This is a genomic window from Chryseobacterium angstadtii, from assembly GCF_001045465.1.
Lineage (GTDB): Bacteria > Bacteroidota > Bacteroidia > Flavobacteriales > Weeksellaceae > Chryseobacterium > Chryseobacterium angstadtii.
The window spans coordinates 460,713-482,952 of sequence record NZ_LFND01000003.1; the positions used below are offsets into that span (position 1 = coordinate 460,713).

Consider the following 22,240-nt stretch of genomic DNA (forward strand, 5'->3'; position numbering starts at 1 on the left):
AAAAAAATATGCAAAATTCGAATACTAATGAATGTTATTTGAAACTGAATGTAGTTATTGAGCCTTTAATAGATTTCTGGTATGCCTGGTCTCATCTTATATCACCTGCTACAGCAGCAATGAATATTAAGAAACGTCATTTGAGAATTATGAATTCTTACATTAAAAATTCAAAAACTCACAGTATAGCCGTTAAAAACCCTAAAATGTTGGGAGGTCCGTTTATGGATTATCAGAATGACAGAGTGAACGAAATTTCAAAATTATACGATGATACGGTTCAGAAAAGAGCCCATTTACTGGAATTGGATGAGGCGCTGAGAGAGCTGAATGAGATCTTGCAGGGCGAGATTAAAGGGTTTTCCTTAAACAGTATGTATGATAAAGTTCCTGAGATTTTAAAAGGCTATGTTGAACTGTATTACGATCTTAATAACAATGTCAACTACAGACTGATAGAGCCGCTTTTGTATCAGAGCAAATATTATGACGAATCTTGCCAGTCTATTACATTACAGCTTATTGATGCAGATGATTCAAGATCGTTTGTATTAAGTACGCCCAGATTACCGGAAGAGCATGTTATCCATCTGAATATCCCTTTTAAATCTGAATTAATTGATGAATTGTTTAAGATGAAAAAAGTTCCGGGAGATTACGAAAGAATTAAGAATCTTTTGAATATACCCGCTGAAAAAGAAGAACAGTTTAAACAGTTTTTTACGACGGAAAAACCGGCTGATTTTAAAAAGTATGACGGGCCGGGTGTGAGAACAAGATATTTTGGTCATGCCTGTGTCTTGGTGGAAACACAAAAGATGTCCATACTGGTAGATCCGGTAATAAGCTACGACGGATACGAGACGGATGTCAACAGATACACAATCAATGATCTCCCTGAGGAAATTGATTATGTTTTAATTACCCACAATCATCAGGATCATATTCTATTAGAGACCCTGCTGCAGCTTCGTCACAGAATAAAAACCATTATTGTTCCCAGCAGCAGTAAAGGAAATTTACAGGACCCGGATCTTAAACTGATGTTTAAAAAAATTGGATTCAGCCAGGTGGTTGAGTTAAATGAACTGGATAGTGTTAAAATGGAAAACTGTACCATTACAGGGCTTCCTTTCTTAGGAGAGCATGCCGATCTGGATGTGAGAAGCAAGCTTTGCTATCATTTCTCTTTACATAACGGGATCAGGCTTTTATTTGCTGCCGATTCCTGTAATATTGAACCCAAAATATATGAAAAGGTAAAAGATATGGTAGGCGAAGTAGATGTACTGTTCCTGGGAATGGAATGTGAAGGTGCTCCGTTATCCTGGCTGTACGGCCCGCTGATGTACGAAAAACTGGATAGAGAAAAGGATCTTTCCCGCCGTTTGGCAGGTTCGGATTACGATCAGGGGATAGCCTTCATTGATATTTTTAATCCTAAAGATGTATTTGTATACGCTATGGGAATGGAACCGTGGCTGGTTTTTATAAGCTCCATCAAGTATACGGATGAATCCAAAGCCATTGTAGAATCCAATAAGCTCCTGAAAGAATGTATATCCAGAGGAATCAGTGCAGAGAGGCTATTTGGAGAAAAAACAATCGAATATTTATAAGTAATGCCCTGTTGATTTTTAATACATGCTGTTGTATTTCAGTGTATTGAAGAGTAAGAACAGCCTGTAATTAGTCTTGACAGGATTAATATACTATGACAGGCCGGGAGTAAATGTCGAATATTAAAATTATTGATGTGAAAGATTTTATCGAAAAATTAAAGGAAAATAATATTAAGGTTGTATTAAACAATGACGATTTAGAAGTAATTTCTTACGTAGAACATATTCCGGATCAACTTTTAAAACAGCTGAAAGAGCAGAAAGCGGCTATCGTTCAGTTTTTAAAAGGAAATACTTCCCATAAGATTTCCATAAATGAGGATGGAAGCTTTTATTATAAAACGTCTCATGCCCAGAGAGAAATCTGGGCAGAATGTCAGATTTCTGCTGCTTCTCTGGCGTATAATTTATCTTCAAGCATTCATAAGGAAGAAGTCTTTTATATTGAACCGCTCAGGAAAGCTTTAGATTGTATTATTCATAAATATGAGATTTTAAGAACCAATTTTAAACTGGATCCATCAGGCGAACTCAAGCAGGTAATTCATCAGAAAAGAGCCGGAGAAATCATAGAGATGGATTATACCCACTGTACTTATGAAGACGGGATACGGTTTATTAATGAAAATCACAGCATCAATTTTGATCTGGAAAAAGACTCGCTTTTAAGGTGCTATCTGATTCATCTTCCTAATAAACAGAGTATATTGGGTTTTACGATGCATCATATTATTTCAGATGAATGGTCTGTAAAAATATTTGAAAAGGAATTATTCGAAATGTATAATGCCTATCTGAATAAAGAAGAGCCTGAACTGAAAACCGCAGATTATCAGTATAGAGATTATATTGACTGGCATGAAAAAGAACTGGACGAGCGCCGGGGCCATAAAGAATACTGGAAAAATATTTTACTGCCATTACCCGAAACTGTTCATTTGCCTACTTATAGAGTAAAACCGCCTGTCAGATCCTATGGAAGCAGAACTGCTCAAATGTTCCTGTCCGTACAGGAAACTTATCTGTTTAATGAATTGGTTCAGAAGCAGAAAGGAAGTCTTTTCGTAGGAATTCTTACTGTTGCCAAAATCCTGCTGTCCAAATATAACCATCACGAAGATGTAACAATCGGATCTCCGATGGCGGTGAGAGAAAGAAACGAATTCAAAAAACAGCTGGGTTATTTTATCAAGATTTTAATTTTAAGGAATAAAGTATCTTCTGAAGACAGCTTCAATAGTCTTTTTAAAAGAATTAAAGACAATATGGCTCCGGCCTATGAACATTCCATATATCCGGTGAGTGAAATTCTGAAAGATGTTGGTTTTAAAAGAGATCAGACAAGAAATTCAATTTTTGATGTTTCCGTTACATTCATTGGAGAACAGCAGGATATTCATTTTACAGAAGAAATTTATCCGGATATTATTGAAGAGTTTAACGGAAATGGCTGTAAAAACGATATAGAAATGCATTTTGTTGTAGTCAATAAACAACTATGCATATGTGTAAATTACAACAACAGTATTTACGATTCAGAAACTGTCAATCAGTTTATAAAACACTACAAAGCATTATTGGTAGAGCTTGTTGCTGTGCCGGACAGAAAACTCTCGGATGTTGAATATCTAAGTTCGGAAGAGAGACAATTATTATTAAATGATTTTAATGCTACAAAAACAGCCTATCCTTCAGATAAAACACTTATCGACTTGTTTGAGGAACAAGTAGAAAAAAATCCTGAAGCGGTGGCCGTAGTCTTTGAAGAAACAGTACTGAGCTACAGAGAACTTGATAACCGGGCTAATGCTTTGGCTTACAGACTTCACACAGATCATGGAATTCAAAAAGGAGATGATGTAGGGGTAATGCTTGACCGCAGTGAAAAGCAAATCATTTCGATTCTTGGGATTATGAAACTGGGTGCAGTGTATGTTCCTATTGATGCCAACCTTCCGGAATCCAGAAAATCAGTAATGAGTGAAGGCTTAGAGCTGTTAATTACCGGATCTCTTTTTGATGTAGATACCGATACCGGAGAATCACTGCCTGCTGATTTTACAGGAGGGAACAGAAAAGATCTCAAAGGTTCAGATCCTGCTTATATCATTTATACATCAGGTTCCACAGGAGAGCCTAAGGGAGTAGTGAATACCCATGCAGGTATTCTGAATACCATAGTATCTCAGATAGCGCTTTTTGAAGTTGAATCCTATTCCCGTATCGGTCAGTTTGCTTCGTTTTCCTTTGATGCCTCCATATCGGAGATATTCATGACTTTATTGCCCGGGAAAGCCCTTTACCTCCTTAATGATACGGTACGCAAAGATTCTTATGCATTTGAAGAATATATTGCTGAAAATAGTATTGATCTGATGACTTTACCTCCTGCTTTTTTCAGCTTACTGAACATGGACAGAGTACAAAACCTTAAAGCAGTAATTACGGCAGGAGAAGCAGCGGTAATCAGCAAAACGAAAGAATACCTGAAGTATGGAACTTTTTATAATGCATATGGCCCTACGGAGACCAGTATTTGCGCCAGTGTCTATAAAATACCGAAAGGAAATACAGAGTTTGATACCCTTCCTATTGGTAAGCCGATAGCCAATACTGAGATTTATATTCTGGATGAATACGGTCATTTGGTGCCGGTAGGAATAAGCGGCGAGCTGTATATTGCCGGAGCAGGTTTAGCTCTTGGCTATTTAAACAGGGAAGACCTTACCGCCGAAAAATTTGTAGACAATCCTTTTATTGAAGGTACAAAGATGTACCGCACGGGAGATATGGCAAGATGGCTGCCGGATGGTAATATTGAATATCTGGGAAGAATTGATCAGCAGGTCAAAATCCGGGGGCATAGAGTAGAGCTGGGTGAGATCGACAGCCGGGTGCTGTCTTATAGTGATGCCATCAAAGCCGTAGTCACAGAAGTGAAAGAGCATGCCGGGGATAAAAACCTTGTGGTCTATTATGTGAGTGATTCGGCTGTTGATAAGCAGGAATTAGCTTATTATTTAAAAAACAGACTCCCTCAGTATATGGTTCCGGGCTTTTATGTGGAACTGAAAGATATTCCATTAACAGGCAACGGGAAGATCGATAGAAAAAGTCTTCCTGAAGTAAGTGTACAGGATTTGATCAAAACCGAATATGTGGCACCCAAAACCGCAGAAGAAAAAATACTGGTGCAGGTTTGCGAAGAAATACTGAAGCAGAACCCTGTCAGCATAAAGGATAATTACTATAATCTGGGTGGAGAATCCATAAAGTCTATCCAGATTGTATCCAGGCTGCGTCAGCTAGGTTATACCCTTAAAGTAGGACATATTTTACAATACCCCGTTTTGGAGGAGCTGAGTAAATATGTAACAAAAAATACTTCACTGGCCGAACATTCAAATGCAGATTTCACACATGAATCATCTCAGAAGGAGCAGGAAAGCTCACAATGGGCGCATGGTGACAGCATCGGTTTATCTCAATACCAGCGTTTCTTTTTTAGGAATCAATATGCAGCAGTTAATTTTGATGTAAAGATTGAACACTTTGATGAAAGCAATTTTGAGAATGAAGTAAGACATATCCTGTCTAAGTTTCCTTTCCTGATGGTAAAATTTGAAAAAACGGGAACCGGGATTATTCAGCGGTATGTTTCTGAGAAGGAAATCAATTTAAAAATCCGGACAGAAAATATCATGTCGAAATCTATAGAAGAGATAAGACATACTGGAAATAAATGGATGTCTGTACCTTATGATTTGTTTGAAGGAGACATCATCAGAATCTTAATTGTTCAATCAGAAAATAAAGAGGCTGCCTCAGCTCAGGTGTTTTTTGGAATCCATCATTCATTGCTGGATGAATATTCCGGCTTCTTATTGAAGAATGCACTGGAAGATTATTTTAATACCAAACACGAAATCACAGCCCAGGCTCATTATTTTAATTTTATTCGGCGTCAGAACCGCTTCTTAGCATCTGATGAAGGAAAAAAACAGAGAAATGAGCAGATGCAGAAAATACTGGAGGCACCATTGTTTCATCATAACGAATCTGAAGACGATACGGTTTACGTTCAGGATTTTGTTAATCAGGAAATATTCATTGCAGGTGAAGACTTTTTACACCTTCAGAGATTATCTCAACAGCTGTCCCTGCCTTTCAATGCTTTTTCTTTATCCATTTTCCTGAGAATTCTCAATGATCATAAAAATACAGCGAAGAATTTCTACGGAATGCTGAGCAGCAATAGAGAAAATCCGGAATCTGAAGAAGTAGCGGGCATGCTGATTGATTTGGTGGTTTCAGCTTATTCAGGCTTTGAAAGCTATTCAATGCAGGAAATACTGGCAAACTACATCCATATGACAGAAACAAGAAGTGATCAGAAAATTCCTTATGAAATCATCAGACAGGATATCAAAGAAAAGACGGAAAAGGACTTGGAAAAGAATATCATAGGTTTTTATAATTATGTGAATTACAGCAGCGGGTCTGCAGAAGTTTCTCCTTTCAGAGAATATGTAAAACAAACGGTTGCATTTGACGGAATTAACCTGAAAGTTTTCGAATATTCCGATTGCATCCTACTTTATTTAACCCATCCGGCTGCCGCTGCTCCAATCAGTTTGCCGGAGTATGTCAAAGAGTTTCTAAACTTTATAAAAGCTTAATAGTTATACTTATTCTATGAGAAATTTTAAATTATTATATGTTTTAACTTTAATGATACCCGTTATTTTCTACGCTCAGTATAAAGTGGAAGGAAGGGTATTGAATAAGGAAAAAGAGCCCGTAAAAAATGTAGAACTTCTGTTTACGGCTAAAAACATCAACCTGAAAACATCCACCGGGGATAATGGAAACTTTACGGCAGAACTGGCCAAAGGTTCCTATGTATTGATCATTAAAAGCCCTGAATATAAATATCTGGAGAAAAAAATAGAAGTAAATGACGACACCAGAATAGAGGATATAGAACTGTCAACCATTTCTAAATTAATAGAAGAAGTGAAACTGACAGCCACTCCCAAAATGGTTTTTCAAAAACTGGATAAAACAGTAGTCAATCTTGAAAATAACGGCCTTATGAATAAAGGGAATGTTTTTGAAACATTAAAAATCGTTCCCGGTTTAGTCTTAAAAAACGACCAGATTTCCATGCTGGGCAGAGATGCTGTAAAAGTAATGGTAGACGGAAGAATGATTAATTTAAGCGGTGAAGATCTGAAAAACTTTTTAAAATCTATTCCCAGCGAAAGCATCAAAGAAGTGGAAGTTATCAGTAATCCTTCCGCACGATACGAAGCTGAAGGAAACAGCGGAATTGTGAATCTGGTTCTAAAAAAAGCAAAAAAGAACTCATGGAACAACAACACCAGCCTTACAGACGATGCCTCGAAAGCTAAATATCTCCTGCAGTCTGTAAACAATAACTTTACTTATCAGAAAGATAAATTAAGCTTGCTGCTTAATACCGGGTATTCCTTTGGAGATACTTTTGTAAAACAGATGGCCGACATATTTTTTTCGGATCCCTACTACCTCACAACTGAACAGAAAATAAACCGTAACCAGTTTTCCGGAAGAGTATTGCTGGATTATGAAGTGACCCCAAAAACCAAAATCGGATTACAGTATTTGGGCGGAATCAATAATGATTTTGTTACTGACAATATCAATACGGATGTAAGAAATGCCTCCAATGAAAGACTGTACTATCTGAGAGGAAGAGGAGATATGCACAGCAAAATCAATAATCATTCATTCAATTTACATTTGGATCAAAAGCTGGATACTTTGGGAAGAAAATTAAATATTGATATAGATTACCTCCGCTACAACAGAGATGTGAACAACATTATTCTTTCCAATCAATATGATCCGGAAAATTATTATCAGGGAGTCAATTTTTACAATAAGAGCGTTGCAGATCAGGGAATCAATAATTACAGCGTAAAGTTTGATATTGATCATCCCGGAAAGCTGATTAATTTCAATTACGGAGGAAAACTGACATTTACCAATACGGATTACCTGCTTAATAATTATGATCTTTCTTCAAATAATGCCCTCACACAGTCGGATCAGTTTGAATTTACCGAAGCTATTCAGGCTGTTTATATCAACGGGATGCGGAAATTTTCCGACCGTTGGGAAGGACAGGTCGGTCTAAGATCAGAATATACCCAGACAAAAGGGTATTCCGTTACTTCCAATCAGACAGATTACAATAAGTATCTTAAATTATTTCCATCATTATTCGTTAAATACAAGGTTAATGATAATAATAATTTAATTTTTAATTATGCCAGAAGAATTCAGAGACCTTCATATGGACAGCTGAATCCAGCCAGATATTTCATCAACAGTCAGATATCTTCTATGGGAAATCCATATTTGAAGCCTTCTTTTGTAGATAATATAGAACTTACCCATACCTATAAGAGACTTACATCCAAACTGTCCTTCAACATCAATTCCAATGCGTATGGGACCTTGTTTAACATGAACGATGATACGAAAGAACAGATCGTAACTTTTGATAACTACTTTAAAAGTTATGGATACTCTTTAATGGAAACATATGAATTCAACCCCTTTTCATGGTGGAAGACGTATACCACTGTTTTTTTGAATTATTCCCGGTCTGTGAAAGAAAAAGACCTCAATCTGGAATTAAGAAACGGATTTGAGTTTTTTGGATCGTTGAACAATTCATTTACCATCAACAAGTCAAAAACATTAACGGCTGATGTCAATTATTGGTACGGATCAGCATTTAATCAGAATTTATTTCATTTCTCCAAAGCCAATTCCCTGGATCTTGCTGTTTCCTATAAAACACCTTATAGAGGCCTGAACATGAGTATTGCGGCGTACGATATTTTCAATTCAAGCCCCCGCAGAATGACTTCGGCCATCAATAATGTTGAACAGAAATATATTTCCTACGACAATAACCGGTTTTTTAGATTTTCCATCAGCTACACCTTTGGAAGCGATCAGGTATCCAAAGAGCAAAGACAGTTTGGGAACGAAGAAGAAAGAGAAAGAAGCAGGTAAAATAATACATATGAAAAAATTTTTAGTCTATAGCGATCCTTTTAAAGGAAACATTATTCCCACATTGGGAATCAGCGAAAAGCTTGCACAAATGGGGCATGAGGTTCATTATATAGGAGTTCCGGATGTTACAGACAGTATTTCTAAAACATCATTCTCTTATACCACGGTCTTTGAAGAATACTATCCCAGAGGAATTAAACATGAGGCCGGTAAAATAAATGCCAGGGTTATTACCTCCATCATCAATGGTGATTTTGATGAATTGATGAAAAATCATAACCCGTCTGCCATTATTTTTACAGCCTATAATCCTATAGAAGCTGTTACTTTTTACCTGAGATATAAGATAAAAACAGGATTGGTTTACTGCCATTTTCCTATTGGGAATGACTTCAGCAAAAACTCGTTTACCGATAAAGTAAAAGAATGGAGTGCGGATATGCTGATGAAAGACGTGAATGTAGAAGCGGTGAACATCCTGATTGATTTTCTGATACAGCAAGGATTTAAGATCACTTCTTTAAAAGATGTACTTTCTGTTTTTGATGGCTTTTATAACCTGATGACTTCTTCCAAAGATTTTTTAAAAGAAGATGCGGTAGAACGTAATAATGATTTATATATAGGCCCGTGCATTCCGGAACAGGATATTTTTGATTCTTACTACGATACCTCAGCACTGAAAAAAGAACTGTCTGAGCAAAAAGAAGCCGGAAAAAAAATCCTGTACTGTTCGTTGGGTTCCTGGGCAGATGAGATCGATAAAGAGAAAACACAAATGATCATCAGCACCATTTTACAGACCATGCAGCATGATCTTCTGGAAAATTACGTACTGTATATATCTGTGGGAAACCTTTATGACAATTATGTTCATTACAATTCAGATAAGATAGCTGTTCATCGGTGGCTTCCTCAAATGGCATTCCTGAAGCAGACCGAAATAGCCATTTTGCACGGAGGAATGGGCGGAATAAAAGAAAGTATCATGAATGGAACTCCCATGATTGTATTTCCGTTAGGCCTTGATCAGTTTGAAAATGCAAACAGGGTAGAAGCCAACGGACTTGGAGCTAAAATAACTGCCCATTCGCTGAATGTGGAAACTTTAGCCTCAAAAATTAATGAAATTCAAAATAATAAGGATATTAAACTGAACCTGATAAAAATGAAGACCAGCTTTGAACAGGCTTCCCAAAACATCAGCCATATGGTATCCCTTTACTGATCTAAAAAACTAATCGAATAATAATGAGTATTACAAAAAAACAACTTTTTTTACTCCATTTTGCAGGCGGTAATAAGTATTCTTATAACTTTTTGCAGAAATCCCTGGTACCGGATATAGAATTTGTTCCTGTAGAATTGCCGGGCAGAGGAGAACGGTTCAGAGAGACTTTAATTAAAGATAAAAAAGAAGCCATACGTGATCTTTTTGAACAAATCAGCCGTAAAAGAAACGGGGCACCTTTCATTATTTTTGGACATAGTATGGGAGCAATACTGGCTCTTTCTCTTACTAAACTGTTTGAGGAACATAATGATAAACCTGATTATCTAGTTGTTTCCGGCAATCCGGGGCCACTGGATGGCTATAAGATTCCCAATAGACATAATCTGGATGATGATGCCTTTAAAACAAGTATAGCCGAGCTGGGAGGAATTCCTAATGAAATTATTGAAAATAAAGATGCATTTGCTTTTTTCTCCAACATCATGAGAGCAGATTTTGAATGCATTGAAAAAGATCAGGATCTTGAAAAAGACATTACTATTGAGTCTTCTATTTATGCTATAATGGGAGATCAGGAATCTCTTACGGACAGAATTGAAAACTGGAGCAAGTTTACAACAGCAGCTTTCGATTATTCAATCTTTGAAGGAAATCACTTTTTTATCCATAATCATAGTAAAACCATAGGGAAAATTATTAATTATTGTTTCGTTTAGTCCTAACCAAACCATTAAAATTTAAATCATGCTAAAAATAAAACCCAAGCACATTGTTCTGATATCAATTTATGCCTTAATAAGCAGTTTATTAAGTTTTGGTATCATCTATATCATCAACAACAGTATAGCCGATAAGTTTAAAATAGACGGTTACATTTACATCACATTTTTTTCATTTGTGATCTATGCCTATCTGCTGAATATATACTTCCAGAAAGAATTGAATAAAATAACCTTCGGGATGCTTACCGGAATGGAAAAAACACTGTTTGAGAAAATTCTGGATACCCCATTGATAAAAATAGAAAAACTGGGTACGCAGAGATTTTTTACCGCTGTAGAAGACGTGAGAACCTTTTATTCATTACCGAGTGTAATTACCGCAGCTATTTCTTCTTTGCTGATGGTATTGCTTTGTATAGGATACCTGATCCGTCTCTCTGTGGTTTCTGCACTCATCATTATTGCCGGGATCATTGTGATTGCAGCTATGTATTATTTAGTAATTAACCTGCTGTCTAAATCCATAGAAAAAATAAGAAGGTATAATGACGCTTATTTCGGATTCGTACAGGATGTGGTGAATGGATTTAAAGAACTGATGATCAGTGATAAAAGAAAAGAAAGGTTATTGGATGATTACGTCTTTACCAACAGAAATGCAGCGTATAAACTGGATTTCAAAATCAGCTTTTCCTTTCTGTCCATAGGATTAATCAGTCAGTACGGAATGTATATCATCATAGGAGTTATTTTATTCGCCTTGCCGGAATTGGGATGGTTGAAAAAAGAATTTGTTATTCCTTACGTTCTTGTATTATTATTTATAACCGGACCTATCAATGTACTGGTTAATCTTCAGGACTCTATCACCAGATTATTTGTTGCCAATAAACGTCTTAAAGAGTTTTATGCAGACTTTAAAAATGAAAAATCCGAACAGGAATACACCAAAAAGCCTGCTGTTGATTTTTCAAAATTAAATTTTAAAAACATTCATTTCAATTACAAAAATGATAATGCGGATGCTAACTTCGAACTGGGCCCGGTAAACCTGGAAATCAATAAAGGAGAAGTTATTTTTATTGTAGGCGGAAACGGAAGTGGGAAAAGTACTTTTATCAATATTCTGTCAGGTCTTTATGTTCCGGATCAGGGCGAGATTATTTTTGACGGGAAAAAAATGGATTCAGAAAAAGATATTCAGAATCTTATCTCAGCAGTATTTACAAGCAACCATCTCTTCTCTCAGAATTATGATGGTTACGAGCTGAAAGATAACGCAAACTATAAAAGGTTGCTTGAAGTTTTCAAACTTGAAAATGTAGTGACAGATGATTCTGAAGAATCTGCAAGAAGAAAGTTCTCCAAAGGACAAAGCAAGAGAATGGCATTGATATTTGCATTGCTGGAAGACAAACCTATCGTAGTACTTGATGAATGGGCGGCAGACCAGGATCCTTATTTCAGAAGATATTTCTATGAAGAGCTGATCCCGAAGCTTAAAGCCGAAGGAAAAACCATCATTGCCGTTACCCACGACGACAGATATTTCCAATACTGCGATAAGCTCCTGAAATTCGATTACGGTAAAATCGTAAGAGAAGACGTTCCGGAAAATTTCCAAAATGCTTACTTTTAATAACCCACGCTTATGAAGTTAACGCTTCCCCAATTGGATATCTTTTTTGAGCAGATGCTGCATCCGGATATTCCGATCTATAACATAGGTGCCAAAATAGAAATTAAAGGTGAAATCTGTAAGGAAACCTTTACAAAAGCTTATCATGAAATGATCAGGCAGCACGATGCCTATCGAAGTTTTTTCCGCGAAAATGAAAACGAAGTAAGAAGATACATCTATGAAGGAGAACCCAGACCTTTGGAATGGGTAGATTTTTCGGAGAATACGGATCCCGTATCTGCCGCTGAAGAGTATATGCAGGAAGAGTTTTTAATACCTTTTAATGTATTGGAAGATGATTATCTGTATCGGTTTGTTCTCATAAAAGCTGCCGGGGATCATTATTATCTTTTCTCCGTATATCACCACATTATCACCGATGGATGGGGCACCTCCCTCATGTTCCAGAGACTGATTAAAAACTACAATGATATTTTGAAACTGAACGCGGTACAGGATCAGTATCCTTATGAATACAGCGCTTTCGCTGCTCATGACGAAGCTTATCGGATCTCCGATGAATTCAGTAGAGATCAACAGTACTGGGCTGAAAGATTTTCCAGCCTGCCACAGGTAATCTTTAATGGAAATGAAACAAAAGATCATCGGGTTCATATAAGCGACAGAAAAGAACTGATCGTTCGAAGGGAAGATTATAACCGATTTATCGAACTCGGTAAAAAACATAATTTCTCTACTTTTCATGGATTTCTGGGGCTCTTTTTCTTCTACTTCGGAAGAATAAACCAAAGTGATGATCTCGCAATCGGAATTCCGGTGCTTAACAGAAATACCAAAGCATTCAAAAAAACAGTAGGATTGTTTATGGGAGTTTCACCTTTAAGAATGAACCTGAATGATGAGAACAGCCTGCTTGAACTCATAGAAAACACCAGAAAACAGCTGATGTCAGATTACAGATATCAGAAATATCCTCTTGGAAAAATGATCAGCGATCTGAAACTGTTCAATGAAAAGAACAGACTTTTCAATATCACGTTCTCTTATGAAAAACATAACTATGCCGACCATTTTGAAGGAACTGAAACTACCGTAATTCCTCTTACCAATAAATCCGAAAGATCAGCATTGGCCATATACGTCAGAGAATTTGATGATCATGAAGATATTAAAATAGATTTCGATTACAACACAGATTTCTTTGATGACTATTCTATAGAACAGTGTGTGCGGCATATTGAACATTTGATCGTAAACATAGAAGCATTGGCGGAAGAATCTCTGAAGAAAATTTCATTCCTGTCGCAGGAAGATAAAGAAAACCTTTTCTCATTTAATGAAAGATTCATCAGTGCGGAAGAAAAGGGAAGTACTGAGAAGACATTCCTTGACCTATTCAGAGAAAATGTTTCAGAATCTCCCGATAAAACAGCCATAGCAGACAGCAAGTTCAGACTTTCTTATGCTGAGGTTGATACAATATCGTCCCGGGTTGCTTATTATCTTTTAAATAATCATCCGGATGAAAAAGCCATAGCCGTCTTACTCGGCAGGTCTGCTCATATGGTTTGTACTCTGTTGGGAATCATGAAAGCAGGAAAGGCGTATATCCCTCTTGATCCTGAGTTTCCGGTCAACAGACTGCAGTATATTTTGAAAAACAGTCAGGCCGGGCTTTTAATATCCGAGGAACCTATTTCTATTCATCTTACCGGTATTGAAAGCGTCTTTTTACAGAACATACTGAGTAAAGAGGAAGATTTTGTTCAAACTGTTGTTAAACCCGAAGATACAGTCTATATCATCTATACATCCGGATCCACGGGAAATCCCAAAGGAGTTGAAATAGGACATGCCTCACTATTGAATCTGTTGCAGAGTATAAGTCAGAAACCGGGTGTACATCCAGAAGACACCTTCTACTCCGTAACTACGTATTCTTTTGATATTTCTATTCTGGAGTTTTTTACCCCTCTGATGAGCGGAGCCACCTTATATATGGCCGGTGATAAAACTTTGAGAGATCCTCTGTCTACGATAAAGGAGATTCTGAAAGTGAAACCTTCCATTATCCAGGCCACTCCCAGTTTTTTCAAAAGACTGCTCAGCTTAGGCTGGAAACCTGATTCTGAACTAAAAATACTTTGCGGAGGAGATTTGATTAATAATGATTTGATCGAAGAACTATTAATATCCTGCAAAGAACTCTGGAACATGTATGGGCCAACGGAAACTACCATCTGGTCTTCAGTCAAAAAAATTGAGCATGGAACATCTCCTCAGAATATCGGACAGCCCATTAAAGAAACCTCTTTCTATATTTTGGACGCCAACCTGAATCTCTTGCCTGTCAATAGTCTTGGAGATATTTACATTGGCGGTAAAGGATTGGCAAAAGGATACTATCACAATGAAGCATTATCCTTAGAAAAATTTGTAAAAAACCCTTTCAGAGAAGGAGAACTCATCTATAAAACAGGTGATGTAGGACAATGGAACGAAAACGGAGAAATCATTTTCTTAGGAAGGAGCGATCATCAGGTGAAGATAAAAGGCTATAGAATAGAGCTCGGAGATATCGAAAACCATCTGAATACTATTGAAAATATTGAAGATTCTGTAGTCGTAGTTAAAGAAATAGAAGGCGAAAACCATCTGGTGGCTTACCTGAAAGCTGATGCTCAGATAGAAATATCCGGGGTACACGAAAAGCTTCAGGGAATGCTTCCTTATTATATGGTTCCCCATTTTATTTTTACGATCGAAGAGTTTCCTCTTACCCCGAATAAAAAAATAGATAGGCAGCTGCTTTCATCAAAGGAACTTCCTTCGGATGAGCCGGTTAAAAATCACGAGATTGAAGATCCGCAACTGGTACAGCAGCTAAAAAAAATCTGGAAAGACGTTCTTAATACGAAGGAAGATATTCAGGATGAAGACAACTTCTTTGAATTAGGCGGACATTCTATGTTGGTTACCAAGCTGATTAACAGGGTGAACAGAAAATTTTCCGTTCATTTATCCATGAAAGAAGTGTTTGAAAATCCCGATTTATATTCTTTATGTCAGGTTCTTCTCCAGGAACAGAATGGAGATAGCGGGATAGCTCATGCACCTTATCAGGAGGTTATCAGGGTAACGCCTGCGCAGAACAATATCTGGCTGGCCTGCCAGAGAAAAGGAGCTTCTCCGTCTTATAATATGTTCATGGAGTTCGATGTATCCGGAACGGTAGATATCGTACTGCTGGAAAAAGCAATCAGGCATATTATTGCTGCCAATGAAATTCTAAGAACAAATTTTATACTGAAGGATGAAACTGTCAGCCAGAAAATTAATTCTGCAGAACATATTCACTTCGCATTAGAAATTAATGAAGTCCAGGGTGAAGCTGAATACAGAGAAATCGTTGATGCCTACAAGAGCTATTGCTTTGATCTTGAGCAGGAACTGTTGCTTAAAATGATGATTCTGAAAGTAGGACAGGAATATAAAATTCTTTTTCTTACCCATCATATTATTTTTGACGGAATCTCTACAGGTTTGTTTATAAAGCAGTTGGTATCTCTTTATAATGAATTTGCTGCCCACAGAGTAGAATTGATGCCTGAAATTCAGTTCAGAGACTATGCGTACTGGTATTATCAGAATACAGACCTTGAAAAAAATGATGTTTTCTGGAAAGACTACACCAAAGCCTATGAGTATGATTCGTTTTTAAAGAAAGAATCCCCGGCAGTAGATTCCTATGAGGGAAATATATTGACTATTCCTCTGGATCAGGAGGTGAGCAAAGGATTGACAGATCTGGCCAAAGAAATGAAAACCACTCCCTATCTGTTGATGCTAACATCGCTATTGGTGTTTTTACGAAATATATCGGGAAAAACGGATATCTGTATAGCAACGGTAGATTCGGGAAGATCTGCGCCTCAGGTACAGTCGCTTCTTGGAGTTTTCATTAAAAGTATACTGCTGAGAGTAAAATTCGGAGAAGAAAAACTCGGTGAAATGCTTCAGAAAGTAACCGAAGAATTTTTGGAAGTAACAAAATATGAAGAAGTTTCCGACTATTCTTTTGTGAAAAATAAGGTAGATATTCTTTTTGTAGCTCAAAACCCGGAATTCAGTTATCATCATACCATAAGTGATTTTGCAGGTTTTTCTTTGGAAACAGTTCCTCAGAATACCGTTTACAACAAATTCCCTTTTATTATGAATGTCATCAGCGAGCCGGAAGAAATTCATCTTGAAATCAGTTATAACAAAAGCCTGTATAAAGATCATGTCATTAAAGATTTTTCGCAAACCTATGCTGAATTTCTGAAATACCTGTCAGCATTAAAAGCTGATGCGGAATCCGAATATAAAAACTTTTTCTACAGTAACAATCCGGTGGACATTGATTTTGACTTTTAAAGTTCACCCACACAGAAAACCTGTAAATAACAAAAAATAAATAAAAATTAATTATTCTATATGAAGACCCCAAAAGTAATTTTTTTACTGCTTATTATGGTATCCTCATTTCTATCTGCTCAGAAAGGAGAAGCTGCCATTAACAAAACGAAACCATTTTTCGATGTTGAAAATCTTAAAGACGATAAAACAATAGAATGGGGATATCTCACCGTTCCTGAAAACTGGGTGGCCCCGTCGAATAAAATAAAAATAGCATTTACGGTTCTTAAAAAGAAAAAACCGTCATCTCAAAAACCTTTACTATACATAGAAGGAGGTCCCGGACAGTCAGGTATACAGACCTTCGGATATTTTCGTGACCATCCGCTGAGAGAATACTCGGATATTATATTGGTAGACGCAAGAGGTGTCGGAAATTCTTTACCTAAACTATGTCCGGAACTTGGAAATGAAGTATTTAAGATTTTGTCTTCCAATGAATCTTCTGCTGCTGATGAAAAGAACAGATTATTTGCTACAATGAACTGTAAAAATGTGCTGATCAGAAAAGGAATTGACCCGGCTAACTACAACAGCGTCAATGTGGCTAATGATCTGCATGCCCTTAAAAATGCATTGCACTACGACAGCTGGAACGTTCTTGGAGTTTCATACGGTACCTATATATCACAGGTGTATGCGAATGCCTATCCTCAGGATTTTAATAAAATGATTCTGGATTCCCCCGTTAATAATATTTCCGAATATTATAACAAGATCAACGAACATTATATGCAGGTACTGAAGATTTTCTTTGAGAAATGTAAGCAAAACCCTGTCTCTAACAAGAAATTTCCAAACCTTGAAAAAACATACTTTGAAGTCATAGCAGATCTGGATAAAAACCCATTAACGGTGAAGGTTCCGGAGAAACTGCTGGAAAAAGGAAGCTTTACTTTTAACAGCGAAGATTTTAAAATTGTCATTCATCAGGCTTTATACAACAAGCAGCTGACCGAAGTCCTGCCTGTTATCATTACTTTATTTCACGAAAGAAACGCTGAAGCATTGAGTTCCGTAGTGGGGGCTTTCTCCGGTGCATTCACAGCATTGGATTTCGGGACGTATTACAGTATGGTGCTCAATGATGCCGTGCCTTATAACTCAGTAAATTATTATGACACTGCCGCTGCGAAATATCCGGGTTTAAAAGGAGGTTTGTCATTTTACAGGGCAGATTTCTTAATCAATAGCCAATGGAATCGCAACACATTGCCGCAGAATGTATTGGATTATACAAAAATCTCCAAAATACCCACTCTTATTTTAGCAGGAGAATTTGATCCCATCACCCCGGTTTCAAATGCCCAGTCATTAACGGAATTATTGAAAGCAGACGTGATTATATTTAAAAATGAAGGACATGCCCTGGCATTCACCGAGGAAGGAAGCGGGTTTATCAATAAATTTATTAAAGATACCTACCAAAGGAATCCGTCCAAAATCATGAGTACTTATAACACCAATTTTGTGACTGATATTCATATCAATCCGGGAGTTGCAAAACTGGCCATGTTTATAGGAAGCGGTTTCGATCCGTTGACACTGTCCCCGCTGATTCTCGCTTATCTGATTATGATCATCGGAATTGTTTATTTCTCAATGCATTTCTTTAAAAAAGGAAGAAAGGAAAGTGTTTTGAATCAACTTTTCTATGGTCTGCTGATCGCATCTTGTATCATGGCAGTTGCCCTGATGAGTGGATTTCTTTATGCCATCAAAGATGCCGCCGGCAGCAACTTTTTTATCTGTGCATTCGGAATAAAAGAAAAATTCAGCAACCTGTTTTCCCTTCTTTACGTATATGTTGCAATGGTGGTTGTATTGCTTCTGTTGTCAGTTAGAATAAGTAAATACCAGCATAAAGTAGTGATTGTAGGAATTCTATTTTCCTTACTGTTGATCCTTTTTTACTTCTGCTACTGGGGATTTTTTTAATTTAAATTATTTTACATGAAAATTGTACAAAGTTTTTGGTCCAAACCAAGCTATAAAAAGAAAAACGCAAGTCCCCATGATAGAAATAATGGAGGATGGAATGATAAAAAATACAACTATTTCAGCTGGACATTAAGCTGCCTGCAGTTCAGAAAATTTTATGACCAGGTAGAACTGGTTACCGATGAAATAGGATATGACATTTTAATCAACAAATTGAAGTTACCCTATACAAAAGTAGATGTAAGTCTTGATACGCTTAATGATTACCACGAACGCTTGTGGGCATTAGGGAAAATCTATGCATTCAGTATTCAGGACGAGCCTTTTCTGCATGCGGATGGTGACGTATTCGTATTTAACAAACTGGATGATTCTTTCGGGAATTCTCCGGTTTTGGTGCAAAACGTTGAATTTGGTTTCCAGTCATACACCGATTTTTATAATGATATGAAAGCTCATTTTACCTATATACCGGAAGAAATGAAGCATTATTACAATACATTTAATAGAATTGACGGGGTAAATAACGGGATTGTCGGAGGCAATGATATCCCTTTCTTTAAGCGATACACGCGGAAAGCCTTCGAATTTATCGATAAAAATGTGGATCATTTGTCCAAAATTGATGTTGGCTTTTTTAATATTATTTACGAGCAGGCACTTCTGCATTCGATAGCCAACAAAGAAAATACAGATATCAGGTATTATCTTGAGAATGTTAACCGTCAGTTTGATGGGATCTGCGATGTTCTGGGAAGCTCAAAAGAACGTTCCTATCTGCATGCGCTTGGAGTTTTTAAAAGTGAAGACATACGCGCTCAGCAGGTTGAAGATCTCGTGAGAAAAGAGTATCCGGAGTACTATAATAATATAATTGGTCTACTTAAAACCTATCAGATATGAAACTGGAACCAGAATTAGATATATTAGACGAAATTTTAAATCTGAATTTTGAAGATTTAAAGAAACAGGCAGAAAATAATCAGGAAAATCTGAAAGGAAATTATCTGATATCAGGCAATATAGAAAATATAGAATTTGGGATAACCGGATATTTGTTCTTTCTGCTGGAGCATTACAAAAAGAATAAAAGCCTGCGGTTACTCGAAAAAATAGAAAGATTTACCTTGGAACTGGTTGCTTATTGTGGTCAGGTAGCAACGGCAAACTATTCGCTGTACACGGGAAGAGGAGGAGTAGCCTATTTCCTGCTGGAGCTCTATAAGGTAAACGAAAAAGCTGTCTTTCTTGAATATGCAGTTAAAATAATAAAAGAGTCGGAAAATGAATTTTTAGATTCCGCTTACACTTCAGATTATCTGTTAGATGGGCGTGCAGGAATGCTATTCATTCTTTTGACCCTGTTTAAAATAAACGGTTCAGAAGAAACAGAACAACTCATTAATACCTATCTTAATATAGTTCTGGATAACAGCGTTCTGACATCCAAAGGAATCTCATGGACTGCAAAAGAAGAAATAAGCATAGAAGATTCATGTGATTTTGCGCGGGGAGCTTTAGGAATATTGTTTACCCTTAAATATATAAATTCGGTATCCGGAAATGAGAGCCTTACTTTTTATATTACACAGACGGAAAAATATATTGAAGATTGTATTCAGAATTTCAATGAAGATATTGTTTTGGATCAGTATCCGTTGATTTCCGAGGCAGAAAAAAAGCATATTCTCAACGTTAATTCTCATAAAGAAGACTACATCAGGATTTTTAAATTCTTATCAGACAATAAAGAAACGGAAGTATTGGAAAATAATTTACCGCTGCTTTTGCTTCTTTCCCCATCGGTGAACAGTCCGTTTATTTCCCTTGTCCGAAATATATTCGACGGTGAAAATATAGTAGATCAGACAGATGAAATAACAGGATTTGAAGAAGGTTTTCTAACAGGAAAGATGGGAATTGCTTATGCAGAAATAAAACACAGTACATCGGTTATTGACGAATCTGTAAAAAACGAATATACTCTGTCACTGGCGGTTCCGTCCGGAGAAGATTTTATATTCAGAAAAAGATATCCTAAGTTTTATGAATTTACGAAAGTGAATTTTCCTGCGGTCCATCATAAGATAGTAAAGGCCATAACCACAGATAATATTCACATCCTTACCAATATTCTGCTGATTATAGAGACCGATTCTTATGGGGAGTTGTTTAAAGATTTCTTATTGTGGGAGGAAAATAAAAATCTTTTTTACAGTTCCATGATTAAGAATCATAATTCGGAAAGATTTTCAGACATAGTAGCCCGTAGAAATTCACTTTTCGACAGATTTGAGAATTTGGGCGAGGCGGTGTTAGATCTACCCCTTCGGCTAAGTTCCGATGCGAAAATCATAAACACCAGATGGGATTGGTCCTCCGATGATATGTACCAGCAGACTTTAAATATCATACAACCTCCGGGTGCGTTTGCAGTAGTGCTTACCCCTTCGTATGACAGCAAAACGAATTATACCACCGAGACAGCTCTTAATATTGAAGAAACACTGCTGAGAGCATTAAGTGATCCTAAAACCATCAGAACTGTCTGTGCGGAATTTAAGTTTTATTGCCTGGCACAGCCTGATGAAGTCGTTGATAAGGTAGTGAAATATACCCATTCGAAAGATAAAGCAGATCTTATTGAACGATTGGATTATTTGGTCATCAGAACCATTAAGAATTTCATTTATAATGGCTGTCTGGAGTTTGTACAATGATGAATTCATCTCTGCAAAATAAGTTGGTGACTGAAAAACTGGTTTTGAAAAGAGCCGGCGGAATATTTCCCGCTGCAATTGCGGCAGCCGGCCATTCATTGGCTGACCTGAAAGAAATGCGACATTCGTTTCTTCATGAAAAAGAACTGCTTTTTTTTGACGGTTTAAAACTACCCAAAACACAGCACAGCTACCTGCTGGGAAGGTACGCCGCTAAAATGGCTTTAAAAAGCTTTATGGAAGATGTTGTTGTAACAGACGCATGGATCGCTCCCGGAATATTTCAGCAGCCTGTTCTCTACGTACCGCAAGGAGGGAATATCCAGCTGAGTATTTCTCACACCACAGAAGTCGGGATAGCCGTAGTTTTTTCGGAAGAACATCCTATGGGTGTAGACGTAGAAGCGATCAGTATGGACCAGATTGAAGCCATCAAAGAAATCGTGACTCCCGGTGAACAGCACCAGCTATCTTTAATAGATGCAGATATTAATAAAAGCCTTACTGTTTTATGGACCGTCAAAGAAGCGCTTTCCAAAATATTGAAAACAGGATTAATGACTCCTTTTTCTTTATATGAGATTGAAAATGTAGAATACAGTGATGGAATTATAACTTGCAGTTTCATCAATTTTCCACAGTATAAATCCATTTCATGGCTTTCAGAAGGACATGCATGGTCTGTTGTTCTGCCTAAAAAAACAGACCTGGACAGAGAAGTCATTAAAAGACTGCATTTTTAGTATAATAAACAAATAGCGCCGCCTGATTTTCAGCGGCGCTATTGATTTTGAAAAGTCTGACAAAATAATCTTTGCTTTTCG

At 37.0% G+C, this 22,240-nt stretch carries 11 protein-coding genes; all 11 read left to right on the plus strand.

Annotation, left to right across the window (positions count from 1 at the left end):
• Positions 1-8 precede the first annotated feature (8 nt).
• Positions 9-1,619 carry an MBL fold metallo-hydrolase gene (locus ACM46_RS10160; RefSeq protein WP_048506535.1) on the plus strand — a complete coding sequence of 537 codons (1,611 nt, stop codon included), beginning with the start codon at positions 9-11 and terminating at the stop codon, positions 1,617-1,619.
• A 137-nt stretch (positions 1,620-1,756) separates the two neighbouring features.
• Positions 1,757-6,301, plus strand: a complete 4,545-nt coding sequence (locus ACM46_RS10165) for a non-ribosomal peptide synthetase (protein WP_173426476.1) — start codon at positions 1,757-1,759, stop codon at positions 6,299-6,301.
• A gap of 16 nt (positions 6,302-6,317) precedes the next feature.
• A complete protein-coding gene (locus ACM46_RS10170) occupies positions 6,318-8,693 on the plus strand; it encodes a TonB-dependent receptor domain-containing protein (RefSeq protein ID WP_048506537.1) in 2,376 nt (791 codons plus the stop codon).
• A 10-nt stretch (positions 8,694-8,703) separates the two neighbouring features.
• Positions 8,704-9,924, plus strand: a complete 1,221-nt coding sequence (locus ACM46_RS10175) for a glycosyltransferase (RefSeq protein WP_157859443.1) — start codon at positions 8,704-8,706, stop codon at positions 9,922-9,924.
• A 23-nt stretch (positions 9,925-9,947) separates the two neighbouring features.
• Entirely contained in the window at positions 9,948-10,646 is a 699-nt protein-coding gene (locus tag ACM46_RS10180; RefSeq protein ID WP_048506539.1) for a thioesterase II family protein, read from the plus strand.
• Positions 10,647-10,674: 28 nt separating this feature from the next.
• Positions 10,675-12,291 carry a cyclic peptide export ABC transporter gene (locus ACM46_RS10185; protein ID WP_048506540.1) on the plus strand — a complete coding sequence of 539 codons (1,617 nt, stop codon included), beginning with the start codon at positions 10,675-10,677 and terminating at the stop codon, positions 12,289-12,291.
• Between the two features lie 12 nt (positions 12,292-12,303).
• Positions 12,304-16,713, plus strand: a complete 4,410-nt coding sequence (locus tag ACM46_RS10190) for a non-ribosomal peptide synthetase (RefSeq protein WP_048506541.1) — start codon at positions 12,304-12,306, stop codon at positions 16,711-16,713.
• A 60-nt stretch (positions 16,714-16,773) separates the two neighbouring features.
• Positions 16,774-18,693, plus strand: coding sequence for an alpha/beta hydrolase (locus ACM46_RS10195; protein ID WP_083997376.1), 1,920 nt, complete (start codon positions 16,774-16,776; stop codon positions 18,691-18,693).
• A 15-nt stretch (positions 18,694-18,708) separates the two neighbouring features.
• Complete coding sequence (locus ACM46_RS10200) at positions 18,709-19,599, plus strand: DUF6734 family protein (protein ID WP_048506543.1); 891 nt, start codon at positions 18,709-18,711, stop codon at positions 19,597-19,599.
• Entirely contained in the window at positions 19,596-21,416 is a 1,821-nt protein-coding gene (locus ACM46_RS10205) for a lanthionine synthetase LanC family protein (RefSeq protein WP_048506544.1), read from the plus strand. Before ACM46_RS10200 ends, ACM46_RS10205 begins: the two co-directional genes overlap by 4 nt.
• A complete protein-coding gene (locus ACM46_RS10210) occupies positions 21,413-22,159 on the plus strand; it encodes a 4'-phosphopantetheinyl transferase family protein (RefSeq protein ID WP_048506545.1) in 747 nt (248 codons plus the stop codon). The genes ACM46_RS10205 and ACM46_RS10210 overlap by 4 nt, the downstream gene beginning before the upstream one ends.
• The last annotated feature ends 81 nt before the right edge of the window (positions 22,160-22,240 follow it).